Raw genomic sequence first — 14,668 nt, 5'->3', positions numbered from 1 at the left:
CTTGCCGTGCGGACAGGAGCAGCAAGAAGCGTATGATGTCAATGATACGGCAAGGCCCTGCCGCTCTGCGAGGCCTGTCCGGATCAGGGTGACACAGGTGACACGACAGCTATGCGGGAGAACGCCGTTTTTTGGATATTCGCCTGTTTCAAAGAGCCGCGTGGACCGTAGCCGGCCGGGGCAGCTGTAGGACAGCGGAAAATAGCGGGCGAAGATTGACCTCCCCTCAGGGCCAAAATCAACCACCAAAGAAAAAGGGGCCGGAAAACCGGCCCCTTCCCAAATTCGTTCTGATCGAACCGATCAGCGCTTCGAGAACTGGAAGCTGCGGCGGGCCTTGGCCTTGCCGTACTTCTTGCGCTCGACGGTGCGGCTGTCGCGGGTCAGGAAGCCTTCGGCCTTGACCGCGCTGCGCAGCGCCGGCTCGTACTTCGACAGAGCCTGAGCGATGCCGTGCTTCACGGCGCCGGCCTGACCCGACAGACCGCCGCCCTTGACGGTGGCGATCACGTCATACTGGCCTTCGCGCTCGGTGACGCCGAAGGGCTGGTTGATGACCAGACGCAGGGTGGGGCGAGCGAAATAGATTTCCTGATCGCGGCCGTTGACCGTGATCTTGCCGGTGCCGGGCTTCACCCAGACGCGGGCGACAGCGTCCTTACGACGGCCGGTCGCATAGGCGCGGCCAAGGCTGTCGATTTCCTGGGCGCGCAGCGGAGCCGAGGGCTGAACCGGAGCGATCGGCGCATCAACAGCGACGGTTTCGGTAGCGGCCGGAGCGTTGGCGGCCAGCGACGCGAGGTCGGACAGGGACTGGCGGTTATCGGACATTATGCACCCACCTTGTTCTTGCGGTTGCGCGACGCGAAGTCGAGCACTTCGGGGTTCTGCGCAGCGTGCGGATGCTCGGCGCCGGCGAAGATGCGCAGGTTGCGCATCTGCTGGCGGCCCAGCGGGCCACGGGGGATCATGCGCTCCACGGCCTTTTCAAGCACGCGCTCGGGGAAACGGCCTTCCAGCACCTTCTGGGGGGTGGTTTCCTTGATGCCGCCGGCATAGCCGGTGTGCTTGTAATAGATCTTGTCGGTCAGCTTGCGGCCGGTGAACTTCACCTTTTCCGCGTTGATGATGATGACATTGTCACCGCAATCGACGTGGGGGGTGAAGCTCGGCTTGTGCTTGCCGCGCAGGATGTTCGCGACGGTCGAGGCGAGGCGGCCGACGACGAGGCCTTCCGCGTCGATCAGGACCCACTTCTTTTCGACCGTTGCCGGGGTTGCCGGCTTGGTGGTCTTCATCAGCGCCTTCATGGTGCCAATCTCCAGTTGAAATATATAAACCGATCGCCGTCGCCGGCTTTCGGAAGATGCGCGCTAATGACGGGTGAGCGGCTCCAAGTCAAGAGATTCGGCGGCTTTGCTGACGGGTAAAATAATACCCGTGCCCAAGCAGGTTGACCGTCGGCCCAGCAAGAGAAGGCGCCGTCGGCAAGTTCGGCAATGCGCGCCACCAGCGCGAAGGCGCTCACCCCCGCCGTTCCCCCAGGGCATGGGCGGCCCAGATGGCCGAGGCGACGACCAGCGCGCCGACCGCCTGGTGCAGCACCGCCAGCGGCAGGGCGATGCCGCTGATCACCGTCGCGATGCCAAGCGCGATCTGGGTTCCGACGGCGGCGTTGAGCGCGATGGAGGGTCCCCGCTCCCCAGCCTGCTTTGCCATGCGCGCGAGCATGATCAGCATGAACGCCGCCACCCAGGCCCACCAGCGATGGATGAAATGCACCAGATAGGGATCGCTCGACAGCGTCGCCCAGAGCGAGCCGAGCCATTCAATCCCTTCCGGCACGAGATGGTCGTTCATCAGGGGCCATGTGCTGGAGACATAGCCCGCATCCAGCCCGGCGGTGAATGCGCCGAACATCAGCTGCACCAGCAACGCCACCAGCGCGGCCACCGCGAAGGGATGCAGCATGGCAGGCCTGGCGAAGGGCGTGCGCGAGCGCGTCATCAGGTCAAGCGCGGTCCAGATCAGGCCGCCCATGATGAACAGGGCCGTCAGCAGATGCACCGCCAGCCGATAATGGCTGACATCGGTGCGCACCGACAGGCCCGACTTCACCATCCACCAGCCGATCGCGCCCTGCAACCCGCCCAGCGCCAGCAGCGCCAGCAGGCGCGGCCCATAACCCTGCGGAATCACCCGTTTCCACGCAAACCAGAGCAGCGGCAGCGCGAAGGCCACGCCGATCAGCCGCCCCAGCAACCGGTGCACCCATTCCCAGAAGAAGATGAACTGGAAATCGCCGAGCGTCATGCCCTGCCGCAGCTGCTGATATTCGGGAATCTGCTGATAGTCGCGAAATGCCTCCATCCACTGGTCGTGGGTCAGCGGCGGGATGGCGCCGGTGATCGGTTTCCATTGGGTGATCGACAGGCCGGATTCCGTGAGGCGGGTGATCCCGCCGACCACGACCATGCAGAAGACGAGGGCGGCGACCATCAGCAGCCAGCGCGCGATCGGCGCCGGGCGGGGGACGGCAATGGCGGGGCGGCTCAGGGTCAGCGCGGTCATGGCGCCGATCCATGCGCCCTTGTCCCGCCGGTTGCAAGAAGAAGCCGGAACATGAACAAAAGGTCATAACGTCTTCTGCACGAACGGATACAAGTGGAGGAACAAGCGTATCTGGCCTCATGAGAAGCTTAACCGAGGATAATGGATGAGCCAGCCCGCCAGCACCGCGAGCATGATCGCCGCGCAGGGTCCGGTGGGCGCCCTGACCGCGCGGATCGACGCTGGCTCGCCGCTGGGTCCGGTTGCGGGCTGGTCGCCGGTTCTGGTGTCGACGGTCCGCCTCATGCTGTCGTCCAAGGCGGAGATCGTGCTGTTCTGGGGACCTGAGTTGTGCGCTCTCTACAATGAAGCCTATGTGCCGACCATCGGCGACAAGCATCCGCGCGCGCTGGGCCGCCCGGCGCGTGAAGGCTGGGCCGAATTGTGGGACGATCTGGAACCGCTGCTGCGATCCGTGATCGAGGATGGCGAGACGGTTCAAGCCAAGGACCGCCCCTTCTATATCGAGCGGGACGGCGGCCAGGGCGAGCGCGTCTGGTTCGACATCAGCTATTCGCCAGTGTTCGAGGCGGACGGGTCGATCGGCGGCGTATTGTGCATCGTCAGCGAGACGACCAGGCGGGTTCTGGCCGAGCAGGCGATAAAGGCGGATCGCGCGCGGCTGTGGACATTGGCGCGCGACCCTTTTCTGATCGCGGACATGAATGGCGTGTGGCTGGCGGCCAGTCCCGCATGGACGGAAATTCTGGGGTGGAGCGAACAGGACCTGATCGGCCGCACGTCCGAATGGATGGAACATCCCGACGATCTGGCCAGAACGCGGGGGGAGATGGCCGATCTGGTGCAGGGCATGCCGACACCGCGATTCGAGAACCGCTTCCGCGGGCGTGACGGCAGCTATCGCAATTTCAGCTGGTCGGCCGTGCCGGAAGGCGACCTCATCTACTGCGTCGCCCGTGACGTGACGGAACAGCGCGCCCATGCCCGGGCACTGGCGGAGACGGAAGCGGCGCTGCGTCAGGCGCAGAAGATGGAGACGCTGGGCCAGCTGACCGGCGGCGTCGCGCATGATTTCAACAATCTGCTACAGATCGTCACCGGCAATCTGGAACTGTTGCAGCGGGGATTGGGCAAGGATCGGGCAAAGCTTCGCCGGGCGGCGGACAATGCCATGACGGGCGCCGAACGGGCGGCGCTGCTGACGCAGCGGCTGCTCGCCTTTTCCCGCCGCCAGCCCCTTGCCCCTGAGCGGATCGATCCCAACCGGCTGGTGAGCGGCATGTCCGATCTGCTGGGCCGGACCCTGGGCGAGACGATCGAGGTGGAGACGATCCAGAGCGCGCGCGTCTGGCCGATTGAGATCGATGTCAACCAGATGGAAAATGCGCTGCTCAATCTGGCGGTCAATGCGCGCGACGCAATGCCCCAGGGCGGCAAGCTGACCATTGAAGTCGCGAACACCCATATCGATGCCGATTATGCCGCGCGGGACACGGAGGTATCCCCCGGCCAATATGTGCTGATCTGCGTATCCGACACTGGCGAGGGCATGGATGAGGAGGTGTTGAGCCATGCCATCGAACCCTTCTTCACCACCAAGGATGTCGGCCGCGGCACCGGGCTTGGCCTGTCGATGGTCTATGGCTTCATCAGGCAGTCGGGCGGCCATATCCGCGTCTATTCGGAAAGCGGGCACGGCACAGCCGTGAAAATCTATCTGCCGCGCTTCTACGGGCCCCTGCCGAACAATGATATCGGGACGGTGGATCGCTGCCCGCCCGAATGCCGGGGCGATGAAACGGTGCTGGTGTGCGAGGACGATGACAAGGTGCGCGCCTATGCCGTCGAAGTATTGAGGGAGCTGGGTTATCGGGTGATCGAAGCGGGCAATGGCGCGGCCGCCCTGAAGGTGCTGGATGGCGCGCCGCAGCGGATCGACCTGCTGTTCACCGACGTCATCCTGCCCGGCGGCATGACCGGCGCCGATATCGCGCGGGAAGCACAGGCGCTGCGGCCGGGGCTAAGGGTGCTGTTCGCGACCGGCTATGCGCGCAACGCGATCATCCATCATGGGCGGCTCGATCCGGGGGTGGAGTTGCTGACCAAGCCGTTCAGCTATGCGGAACTGGCGGCCAAGGTGCGGACCATGCTGGACCGCCCCGAGGCGCGGCAGACCGCCATGGGCTGAATCCCCCACAGACCCTAAAGCGTCCGCCTCCATGCGGCGACCAGTTCCATCGCCCTTTCCCTGATCAGCGTGGCGCCGTCGCCAGGGCGATAGAGCGCGCTGCCCACGCCGATCCCTTCGCAACCGCCAGCCAGCCATTCACCGATCGTGTCCGCACCCGTGCCACCGACCGCCCAGACGCCGACATCCCTTGGCAGCACGTCCTTCACCGCCTTCACATAAGCGGGGCCGAGGCGGGCGGCGGGGAAGAGCTTGATGCGGCGGGCGCCCGCCTTGATCGCGGCGAAGGCTTCGCTGGGCGTCATGAAGCCGGGCAACAGTTCGAGGCCGAGTTCCGCGCCCCGCGCGATGACCTGCGGGTCGGTATTGGGCGTCACCATGATGCGGCCGCCTACGCCGTGGAGGCCTTCCGCTGCCTCGACCGACAGCACCGTGCCGCCGCCGATCAGCGCGCGATCGCCGAATTCAGCCTGCATCGCGCCGATGCTCCTGAGCGGATCGGGCGAATTCAAGGGGACTTCGAGGATGCGGATGCCAGCTTCGACCAGGGCGGCGCTGATGTCGATGGCTTCCTCTGGCCTGAGGCCGCGCAGGATGGCGCAGATGGGCGGGGCGCCTTCGGCAAGCAGGTCATCGAGGGTCATGGGTTCTCCAACATGGTGTGCGGGTGGATGATTTGGCCATTTGTGGACATTGAGCGTGCCGTGCTCCTGCGCAGGCAGGAGCCCAGTTCGGATGTTGCCATGACGAAGGGAGGGCGGGACTGGGTTCTCACGAGCCACTCGTCTCGTTCGAATGCCTGCGCAGGAACACGGTGCGCTTCAAGGAACGCGTAGCTAAGCGGCCCGTCTGACTTCCACCCGGTTCCGTCACTCATGCCAAACCCAGACCGGCCAGGGCGCAGGCGTCGCCATCCAATATTTCCGACGCCAGCCCCGACTTCCCCAGCGCCTGCGCATAGCGCACCGCAAGTCGCGCGTCGCCGATCAGGAGAATCCTGTCCGTCGCGCCCAATGTGCTGCGGATTTCCGCAATCTCGCAGCCGATGATCAAGCCGGACAAATAGCCCCTCGCCCAATCCGCCGATCGCCCGGCCCGCAGCCGCATGGTCCGGGCGGCGAAGAGCGAGGAGAGCAGGCGACCCTCGCCCGCGCGCTCCAACCCCTCTGCGAACCCCTGGGCTTCCTGCGCCGGATCGGCTTCATCGATCTTCGGCCCAAGCGTCGAGCGGTCGCGCAGTAGCGCGAACAATTCTCCCGTCGGCATGGTGCGGAATGAAACGATGCGGCCGTCCTCCACCACCGACCATTTATTGTGCGTGCCGGGCAGGACGATCAGGTGACGCCCCTGCCCCAGCGCGCGATCGCGGGCGATGGCGCCGAAAATCTGGGTTTCCTCGCCGCGCATCACATCGGGCATGGCGTCGGCGCCGGTGCAGGCGAGGCCCGCCATGATGCTGAGCGGCGTGCCGCGCCAGTCGAAGCGCACGGCGGCGGCCCGCCAGGCTTCGGCATCGGCCGGGCATTCGGCATAGGGCGCCTCCACCCAGCCGTCGCGGGCGCCGACCATGCCGCAAAGGCGGATTTCGGCAGGCGCGCCATCCTCCAGCCAGGGGGCGATGGTGGCGGCGAAGGCGGCTTCGGCCTCATGCCCTGACGCGCCGATGCCGGGACCGTCGCGGCGGGCGGCGATACGGCCCTGCTCCACGCGGAACAGGCGCAGGCGGCTGGTGCCCCAATCGCCGACGATCTCATAATGGCTCATCAAATTCGTCATTCCGCCCGATGCATCCTTGAATTTATATTTGTCTGAGTATATCGGAGAGGCAAGCGCGTCAACGCACAGAGCCAATTTCTTCGACAGGGTGCCCTTTTCATGAGCGATTCGTCCAAGCCCGCCAACAAGCTGCGCAGCCGCGCCTGGTTCGACAACCCCGACAATATCGACATGACCGCTCTCTATCTGGAGCGCTATCTGAACTTCGGCCTCAGCCTCGAAGAATTGCGCAGCGGCAAGCCGATCATCGGCATCGCCCAGACCGGCAGCGACCTGTCGCCCTGCAACCGCCATCATATGGTGCTGGCCGAGCGCATTCGCGAAGGCATCCGCGAAATGGGCGGCATCGCGCTGGAGTTTCCGGTGCACCCGATCCAGGAAACCGGCAAGCGGCCGACGGCGGGACTGGACCGCAACCTGGCCTATCTGGGGCTGGTCGAGGCGATCTACGGCTATCCGCTCGACGGCGTGGTGCTGACCACGGGTTGCGACAAGACCACGCCGGCGCTGCTGATGGCGGCGGCGACCGTCAACATTCCCGCCATCGCGCTTTCCGTAGGCCCGATGCTGAACGGCTGGCACAAGGGCGAACGCACCGGCTCGGGCACCATCGTCTGGCATGCGCGCCAGCTGCTGGCGGCGGGCAAGATCGATGATGAGGGCTTCATCAAGCTGGTGGCGTCCTCCGCGCCCTCGACCGGCTATTGCAACACCATGGGCACGGCTTCGACCATGAACTCGCTGGCCGAGGCGCTGGGCATGATGCTGCCCGGATCGGCGGCGATCCCGGCACCCTATCGCGATCGGCAGGAGGCCGCCTGGCGCACCGGCAAGCGCATCGTGGAGATGGTGGCGGAGGACCTCAAGCCCTCCGACATCCTGACGCTTGACGCTTTCCACAATGCCATAGTGGTGAACTCGGCCATCGGCGGGTCGACCAACGCGCCGATCCACCTCGCCGCCATTGCCCGCCATATCGGCGTCGACCTGCCGCTGAAGGATTGGGAGACGGTCGGGCACAAGGTGCCGCTGCTGGTCAACCTTCAGCCTGCGGGCGAATATCTGGGCGAGGATTATTATCGTGCCGGGGGCGTGCCGGCCGTGGTGGGCCAGCTGATCGCGCAGGGCCTGATCCGCGAGAATGCCATGACCGTCAACGGCAAGACCATGGGCGCGAACTGCAAGGGCGTGGAGATCGAGGATGAGAAGGTCATCCGCCCCTTCGCCGAGCCGTTGAAGCAAGAAGCGGGCTTCCTCGTCCTGTCGGGCAATCTGTTCGACGCGGCAGTCATGAAGACCAGCGTGATTTCGGAGGAAATCCGCGACCGCTATCTCTCCAACCCCAACGACCCCAATGCCTTTGAAGGCCCGGCGGTCGTGTTCGACGGGCCGGAGGATTATCATGCGAGGATCGACGATCCGGCGGTCGGCATCACGCCCGACACGCTGATGTTCATGCGCGGCGCCGGGCCGATCGGCTATCCGGGCGCGGCGGAGGTCGTGAACATGCGGCCGCCCGCCTACCTCATCACCGAGGGCGTTTCCGCCCTGCCCTGCATTGGCGACGGGCGCCAGTCGGGCACGTCGGGCAGCCCCTCCATCCTCAATGCCTCGCCCGAAGCGGCGGCGATGGGCGGCCTTGCGCTGCTCCAGACCGGCGACCGGGTGCGCATGGACCTGAACAGGGGCGTGGTGAATGTCCTGATTTCCGACGAGGAGCTTGCCAGCCGCCGGGCGAAGCTGGCGGCGCAGGGCGGGTTCCAATATCCTGCCTCGCAAACGCCGTGGCAGGAAATCCAGCGATCGGTCGTGGGCCAGATGGACACCGGCGCGATCCTCGAAGGGGCGGAGAAATATCAGCGCATCGCCCAGACCATGGGCCTGCCCCGCGACAATCACTGACACAGGGACACTGACCCTTGCTGATCGCGCATCGTTCAAGCCCCAAACCGGGCACCACTTTCCGGGCCTGAAGCGGTAGCAAAGCCATTTTGACTTATTGGGAGATATCCATGTTCAACGGAGCCATGCTCATCGGCGCGAGCGAGCGTCAAGGCGGCGAGCCTTTCTTCGCCGTCAACCCGTCGACCGGCGCCAAGGGCGACGTCGCCTTTTCCAGCGCCATGCCCGCTGAGGTCGAGGAAGCCGCCGCGCTGGCCGACGCCGCGTTCGAGAGCTTTTCGACCCTCTCGCCCGACGCCCGCGCGGCCTTCCTGGAGACGGTGGCCGACAATATCGTCGCGATCGGTGATCTGCTGATCGAAACCGCCATGGCCGAAACCGGCTTGCCCCGCGCCCGTCTGGAGGGCGAGCGTGGCCGCACCGTTGGCCAGTTGCGCCTGTTCGCCGGCTATGTGCGTCTGGGCGACTGGCTGGACGCGACCATCGACGTCGCGCTGCCGGAACGCCAGCCCCTGCCCCGCGCGGACCTGCGCCGCGTCAATCATTCGGTCGGCCCGGTCGCCGTGTTCGGCGCGTCCAACTTCCCGCTGGCCTTCTCCGTGGCGGGCGGCGACACCGCCTCGGCCTTCGCGGCTGGTTCGCCGGTCGTGGTCAAGGGGCACTCGGCCCATCCCGGCACCGGCGAGCTGGTCGCCCGCGCCATTCAGGCAGCGGTCAAGGCCTGCGGCCTGCATGAAGGCGTCTTCTCCTATCTGCCCGGCAACAACCGCGCGCTCGGCAGCGCCCTCGTCGCGGATCACCGTATCAAGGCGGTCGGCTTCACCGGCTCGCGCGGCGGCGGCACGGCGCTGATGAAGATCGCGGCCGAGCGTGCCGAGCCGATCCCGGTCTATGCCGAAATGTCGTCGATCAATCCGGTCGTGCTGCTGCCCGGCGCGCTGGCCGCCCGTGCGGAAGCCATGGGCGCCGCTTTCGTCGGATCGCTGACCATGGGTTCGGGCCAGTTCTGCACCAACCCCGGCCTCGTCATCGCGCTGGACGGCCCGGACCTCGACAGGTTCGTGGCTGCCGCCGCCGAAGCCCTGTCGGGCGCCCAGCCGCAGGTCATGCTGACCCCCGGCATCCACGCCGCCTATGAGCAGGGCGTCGCCGCGCTGGTCGGCGCGGATGGCGTCACCACCGTCGCCCGTGGCACCGCACCGGAGGGCTGCAACCGTGGCCAGGCCGCCTTCTTCTCGACCGACAGCGCGACCTTCCAGTCGAACCCGGTGCTGGCAGAGGAAGTCTTCGGTTCCTCCTCGGTCCTCATCCGCTGCTCCAGCATCGAAGAGATCATCGCGACCATCGCGGGCCTTGAAGGCCAGCTCACCGCGACGCTCCAGATCGGGGAAGGCGATGAGGGCGGCGCCGCGAAGCTGCTGCCCACCCTGTCCCGGAAAGTGGGTCGCATCCTCACCAATGGCTGGCCCACCGGCGTCGAAGTAACCCATGCCATGGTCCATGGCGGCCCCTTCCCCTCGACCGCCGATGGCCGTTCGACCTCGGTCGGGACGCTGGCGATGATGCGTTTCCTGCGCCCGGTCTGCTATCAGGACGTTCCGCAAGCGCTGCTGCCCGCCGCGTTGCAGGGCGCCAATCCGTGGAAGCTGACGCGCCGGGTCGAAGGCAGGCTGGAAGTCGCGGCATGACGATCAGGGCAGGTCTGGTAGGCCTCGGCAAGATCGCGCGCGACCAGCATCTGCCCGCGATCGACAGGACAGAGGGCATCGAACTGGTCGCGGTCGCCAGCCGCAACGCGCAGGGCGCGGGGGTCAGCAATTATCATGACCTCGGCGCCATGCTGGCGGGTGAACCTGATCTGGACGCGGTGATCCTCTGCCAGCCGCCGCAGGTCCGCTATCAGGCGGCGCGACAGGCGATATTGGCGGGCAAGCATGTCTTTCTGGAAAAGCCGCCGGGCGCCACCGTGTCCGAGGTGGAGGCGCTGATCGCTCTGGCAAAGGCACAGGGCGTGACCCTCTATGCCAGCTGGCACAGCCGCTACGCCGCCGCCGTCGCGCAGGCCAGGGCATGGATTGCGGAGCGCAAGATCGAGCGCATATCGATCCAGTGGCGGGAGGATGTGCGGCACTGGCATCCGGGCCAGCCTTGGATATGGGAAGCGGGCGGCTTCGGCGTGTTCGATCCGGGCATCAATGCCCTGTCGATCCTGACCGAAATCGTGCCGGAGCCGGTGACCATGCTGTCCGCCAGCCTTGACGTGCCGGAGAACCGGGACGCCCCCATCGGCGCAGACCTCAAAATGGCGACCGCTTCGGGCGCGCCGGTGGAGGCCGTGTTCGACTGGCGCCAGACCGGGCCGCAGACCTGGGACATCGCCGTCGAAACCTCCAGCGGCAGCCTGTTGCTGTCCGAAGGCGGCAACACGCTCCGACTGGATGGCGAGATCCAGCTGAAGGCGCCGGACGAGGAATATCCGGCCATGTACCGGCGCTTCGTCGGCCTGACGGCGGACAGGGCGATCGACGCCGACATAGCGCCCTTGCGATTGGTGGCGGATGCCTTCCTTTGTGGGCGGCATTGCCCTACGACGAGGTTCGACGACTGAACAGGGAAGGCAAGGATTTTGGGGAGCGCACGCAAGGACGTGACGGAACGCAAATTTGCGACGGACGAAGGCTCGCTCCGCATTCATCAGGCGATTGCCCGGCAATTGGGCACTGCGATCCTGATGGGCACGCACAAGCCCGGCGACCTGTTCGAAGGGGAGATCGAAGCGTCCGTGCGGCTCCGCGTGTCCCGCACCGCCTATCGCGAAGCGGTGCGCATCCTGATCGCCAAGGGCATGCTGGAAAGCCGCCCCAAGGCGGGGACCCGCGTGCTGCCGCGCCACCGCTGGAATGTGCTGGACCCCGAAATGCTCGCCTGGATGTTCGCGGGGGAACCCGACCGCGATTTCATCCGCGATCTGTTCGAACTGCGTGGCGTCATCGAGCCGGCAGCGGCGGAATTTGCCGCGCGGCGGCGGACGGATGAGCAATTGGCCATCATGACGCAGGCCTTGACGGAGATGGAAAGACATGGCCTCTCCACCCCCGACGGCCGGGCCGCGGACCAGCGTTTCCATCATGCGATCCTGGCCGCGACCCATAATGACGCGCTGGCCGCGCTGGCAAGCTCGGTGGGGGCGGCGGTCAGTTGGACCACGACCTTCAAACATCGCAAGAAGCTGTTGCCGCGCGATCCCCTGCCTGACCACAAGGCGGTCTATCAAGCCATTGCCAGCCGCGATACCGCTGCCGCGCGCACGACCATGACGGAACTGCTCCGGCTGGCGCTGGCCGACATGGACATTGCCCTGTCGGAACCGGGCGGCATCTGAGAGCGGGCGGCCTGCCGGCCCTGAACGGGACCGGGAAAGCGATTCATTCGAAAATCCGGTCCAGGACAGGCTCCGCATAGTCGGATGCCACCGCCACGCGCAGCGGGACGTCCTGCTCGGGCCAGTCACGAAACGGCAATACCGTCCCGGCCTGGCGCCATATGTTCACCAGCCGCAGATCGACATGCTGGACCAGCCATTGCGCCTGGTTCGCTTGCCCGATGGCGAACACGCCATTGTCCGGCGTGATGCCGTCCGGCGGTCCGTAAACCCCGGCCGCGCCATGATTCTCGTCCAGCGAGGGAAGCCATGGCGGGGCGCCGACCGTCGGCGCCTGAACGACATAGCATTGATTTTCCAGCGCGCGCGCCTGCGCGCCGATGCGCACGCGCCAATAGCCCTGCATGCTGTCGGTGGCGGACGGCGCGAGAATGATGTTGGCGCCTGCTTCCGCCTGCGCCCGTGCGATCAGGGGAAATTCCGCATCATAGCAGATGGAAATCCCTACCCGGCCGAACGACGTTTCCATGACGTGAATCGCATCGCCACCCGATATGCCCCAGATTTCCCGCTCGAACCGAGTCATCACGATCTTGTCCTGATATCCGGATGTGCCGTCGGGACGGAAGAGGCGAGCGCGATTGACGATGGCTCCGCGCCCGTTGCGGCACGGGCGGCTGCCGCCCAGGATCGTCACATCATGATGCATGGCGAGTTGACGGTGCAATTCGTCGATTTTCTCGCCAAGCGCCATGACGTGGTCCAGCGACGCCTGAAGGTCCGATGCCACCTCCGGTTCGCAGCCGGCCAGTTCCATCGCGGCATATTCGGGAAAGACCAGAAGTTGCGCGCCCTGTTCCGCCGCCTCGAACACCCAGCGGCTGAGCTTGGCCTCCCATGCGCCATAGGACGGCAATCGCTCGATCGGATATTGGGCGGCTGCGATGCGAAGGTCTGTCACCCCATCTCCCTTTTTGCGAGATCCCGTTGCGACGGCGCCTATAGCGGCTTCATCCAGAAACGCATCCGATGTTCGCGCTCGTGGGGTTCGCCGACTTCCTGCCACATCATGGTCGTGTCGAACTGCGCCGAGGGGTGATAGCCGCGCTTGCGCCAGAATGGCTTCAGGTCGCGGGCCTTCTCCGGCTTTGACGGATGATCTTCATCCCGCTGGACCGCGCAGAAGGTCGCGCGGTTCGCCCCGGCCCTGCGCGCCTCCGCCTCTCGCTCGTCGAAAAAGCGATGCCCCAGACCCAAGCCGCGGAACGCGGGAAGAAGCACGGACTCACCGAAATAGAAGAGCCGCCCGACATCGATGCCCGCAGCCAGAAAGGGAGCCCTGACGATATCGGACTGGGTCGCCATGGGCGAGGCCGTCGCCATGCCGACGGGGATTTCCCCCAATCGGGCAACCACCAGCATCGCCGCATCGTCGTTCAGAAACTCGGCCAGATAGTCCGCTTCATAATCCAGGCTGCCATCATAGAGATAGGGCCAGGCACGAAACACCGTCATGCGCAACGTGGCCAGCTCCCGCAGCGACATCGCATCCCGGCCGATGCGTTCGACCACGATCTGCGCGGCCAGGTCCGTCTGCATCAACCCGCCTTCACCTGATCCAGCCAGTGGGCAAGATTGTAGTGGTTGCTGACCCGCGCGATCCGGCCGTCGCTCAGTTCGAAAAAGGCGCCGACGCGCAGATGGTAAGGCTGGCCGGATGCAGGCGGCAGATCGGAGTCCGTTTCCAGATATTGCCCCTCCAGCATGAACTCCGCCGCCGCCCGACGCCCATCGGCCGAGGTCAGGAACACAGGGTCGATGACCTGTTCCCTGTAGCAGCGGTTCATATGGTCGAGAAATTCGGCAAAGGCCGCCTTTCCTTCGCGCGCCGCGCCCTGCGAGGGTTCATGCACCACATCCTGCGTCAGCAGGTCGAGCATCGCGGCGCTGTCGCCACGATTGAAGGCCGCATAATAAAGGCCGAGCAGTTCCGCGCTCACGGCTTCGTTCCCAGCCGCTCCGCATGCCAGCGCAGATGGTCGGCCATGAAGGAGGAGATGAAATAATAGCTGTGGTCATAGCCGGGCTGCATCCGCAGCGTCAGCTTCTGTCCGGCGGCCTTGCAGGCGGCCTCCAGCAATTCGGGGCGGAGCTGTTCTGCCAGAAACTGGTCGGCGCCGCCCTGATCGACCAGCAGGTCTGGCAACCGGGCGCCATCCTCGATCAGCGCGACCGCATCATGGCGACGCCAGGCCGCCTTGTCCGTGCCGAGATAGCCGGTCAGCGCCTTCTGTCCCCAGGGCACCTGCGACGGGGCGACAATGGGGGAGAAGGCCGACACCGCCTTGAAACGATCCGGATGATTAAGGCCGATGGTCAGCGCGCCATGGCCGCCCATGCTGTGACCCATGATCGACTGACGGTTCATGTCGGCGGGGAAATGCGCCGCGATCAGCGCGGGCAGTTCCTCCGTCACATAGGACCACATGCGGTAATGGGCGGCAAAGGGCGCCTGCGTCGCATCGACATAGAAACCGGCGCCAAGGCCGAAATCGTAGGCACCCCCGGCATCATCCGCGACACCCTCGCCACGCGGCGAGGTGTCGGGCGCGACGAAGATCAGGCCCAGTTCCGCACAGGCCGCCCGGAACTCGCCCTTTTCGGTCACATTGGCATGGGTGCAGGTCAGTCCCGACAGATACCAGACCACCGGCAGCTTCGCGCCCTCCGCATGCGGAGGAACATAGACCGAGAAGGTCATGTCGGTGCCGCTCGCGGCGGAGGCATGCCTGTACACGCCCTCCACCCCGCCGAAAGCCAGATTGGTGCTGACCTGTTCCATGCTCATC

The 14,668-nt window shown here is 65.7% G+C and carries 14 protein-coding genes; 5 read left to right on the top strand and 9 right to left on the bottom strand.

The window, feature by feature from the left end; translation table 11 throughout:
- Positions 1-303: 303 nt before the first annotated feature.
- The 3 genes from rpsI to RUH75_RS09200 form a co-directional block, all read right to left on the bottom strand.
- The gene (gene rpsI / locus RUH75_RS09210; RefSeq protein ID WP_313804830.1) at positions 304-831 is read right to left on the bottom strand and encodes a 30S ribosomal protein S9; all 528 of its coding nucleotides are present in this window, start codon (positions 829-831) and stop codon (positions 304-306) included.
- Entirely contained in the window at positions 831-1,310 is a 480-nt protein-coding gene (gene rplM / locus RUH75_RS09205; RefSeq protein ID WP_313804828.1) for a 50S ribosomal protein L13, read from the bottom strand. Before rplM ends, rpsI begins: the two co-directional genes overlap by 1 nt.
- 214 nt (positions 1,311-1,524) lie before the next feature.
- Entirely contained in the window at positions 1,525-2,571 is a 1,047-nt protein-coding gene (locus tag RUH75_RS09200) for a COX15/CtaA family protein (RefSeq protein ID WP_313804826.1), read from the bottom strand.
- Positions 2,572-2,716: 145 nt separating this feature from the next.
- Between RUH75_RS09200 and RUH75_RS09195 the strand changes: the two genes are divergently transcribed.
- Positions 2,717-4,759 carry a PAS domain-containing sensor histidine kinase gene (locus RUH75_RS09195; protein ID WP_313804824.1) on the top strand — a complete coding sequence of 681 codons (2,043 nt, stop codon included), beginning with the start codon at positions 2,717-2,719 and terminating at the stop codon, positions 4,757-4,759.
- A 14-nt stretch (positions 4,760-4,773) separates the two neighbouring features.
- On the opposite strand, the gene RUH75_RS09190 is transcribed toward RUH75_RS09195, so the two are convergent.
- Both RUH75_RS09190 and RUH75_RS09185 read right to left on the bottom strand, forming a co-directional pair.
- On the bottom strand, positions 4,774-5,403 hold the full coding sequence (locus tag RUH75_RS09190; protein ID WP_313804822.1) for a 2-dehydro-3-deoxy-6-phosphogalactonate aldolase: 630 nt from the start codon (positions 5,401-5,403) through the stop codon (positions 4,774-4,776).
- A 229-nt stretch (positions 5,404-5,632) separates the two neighbouring features.
- On the bottom strand, positions 5,633-6,523 hold the full coding sequence (locus RUH75_RS09185; protein ID WP_313804917.1) for a 2-dehydro-3-deoxygalactonokinase: 891 nt from the start codon (positions 6,521-6,523) through the stop codon (positions 5,633-5,635).
- A 111-nt stretch (positions 6,524-6,634) separates the two neighbouring features.
- On the opposite strand from RUH75_RS09185, the gene RUH75_RS09180 reads away from it, so the two are divergent.
- From RUH75_RS09180 to RUH75_RS09165, 4 genes are all read left to right on the top strand, one after another.
- Complete coding sequence (locus RUH75_RS09180) at positions 6,635-8,437, top strand: IlvD/Edd family dehydratase (protein WP_313804819.1); 1,803 nt, start codon at positions 6,635-6,637, stop codon at positions 8,435-8,437.
- Positions 8,438-8,547: 110 nt separating this feature from the next.
- Complete coding sequence (locus tag RUH75_RS09175) at positions 8,548-10,125, top strand: aldehyde dehydrogenase (NADP(+)) (protein WP_313804817.1); 1,578 nt, start codon at positions 8,548-8,550, stop codon at positions 10,123-10,125.
- On the top strand, positions 10,122-11,045 hold the full coding sequence (locus RUH75_RS09170; RefSeq protein ID WP_313804815.1) for a Gfo/Idh/MocA family oxidoreductase: 924 nt from the start codon (positions 10,122-10,124) through the stop codon (positions 11,043-11,045). The genes RUH75_RS09175 and RUH75_RS09170 overlap by 4 nt, the downstream gene beginning before the upstream one ends.
- 18 nt (positions 11,046-11,063) lie before the next feature.
- Positions 11,064-11,819, top strand: a complete 756-nt coding sequence (locus RUH75_RS09165; protein ID WP_313804812.1) for a FadR/GntR family transcriptional regulator — start codon at positions 11,064-11,066, stop codon at positions 11,817-11,819.
- 43 nt (positions 11,820-11,862) lie between these two features.
- Here the strand turns inward: RUH75_RS09165 and RUH75_RS09160 are convergent, their stop codons facing one another.
- The 4 genes from RUH75_RS09160 to fghA are packed head-to-tail and all read right to left on the bottom strand — an operon-like array spanning position 11,863 to position 14,661.
- Positions 11,863-12,780: a carbon-nitrogen hydrolase family protein gene (locus tag RUH75_RS09160; protein ID WP_313804809.1), complete on the bottom strand. Its 918-nt coding sequence runs from the start codon at positions 12,778-12,780 to the stop codon at positions 11,863-11,865.
- Between the two features lie 38 nt (positions 12,781-12,818).
- On the bottom strand, positions 12,819-13,418 hold the full coding sequence (locus RUH75_RS09155) for a GNAT family N-acetyltransferase (protein WP_313804806.1): 600 nt from the start codon (positions 13,416-13,418) through the stop codon (positions 12,819-12,821).
- Entirely contained in the window at positions 13,418-13,819 is a 402-nt protein-coding gene (locus RUH75_RS09150) for a ketosteroid isomerase-related protein (RefSeq protein ID WP_313804803.1), read from the bottom strand. Before RUH75_RS09150 ends, RUH75_RS09155 begins: the two co-directional genes overlap by 1 nt.
- On the bottom strand, positions 13,816-14,661 hold the full coding sequence (gene fghA / locus RUH75_RS09145) for an S-formylglutathione hydrolase (RefSeq protein WP_313804914.1): 846 nt from the start codon (positions 14,659-14,661) through the stop codon (positions 13,816-13,818). The genes RUH75_RS09150 and fghA overlap by 4 nt, the downstream gene beginning before the upstream one ends.
- Between the last annotated feature and the right edge of the window lie 7 nt (positions 14,662-14,668).

Origin of the sequence: Sphingobium sp. (genome assembly GCF_032153725.1) — a bacterium.
Lineage (GTDB): Bacteria > Pseudomonadota > Alphaproteobacteria > Sphingomonadales > Sphingomonadaceae > Sphingobium.
This window is presented reverse-complemented; position numbering and strand designations above follow the sequence as displayed.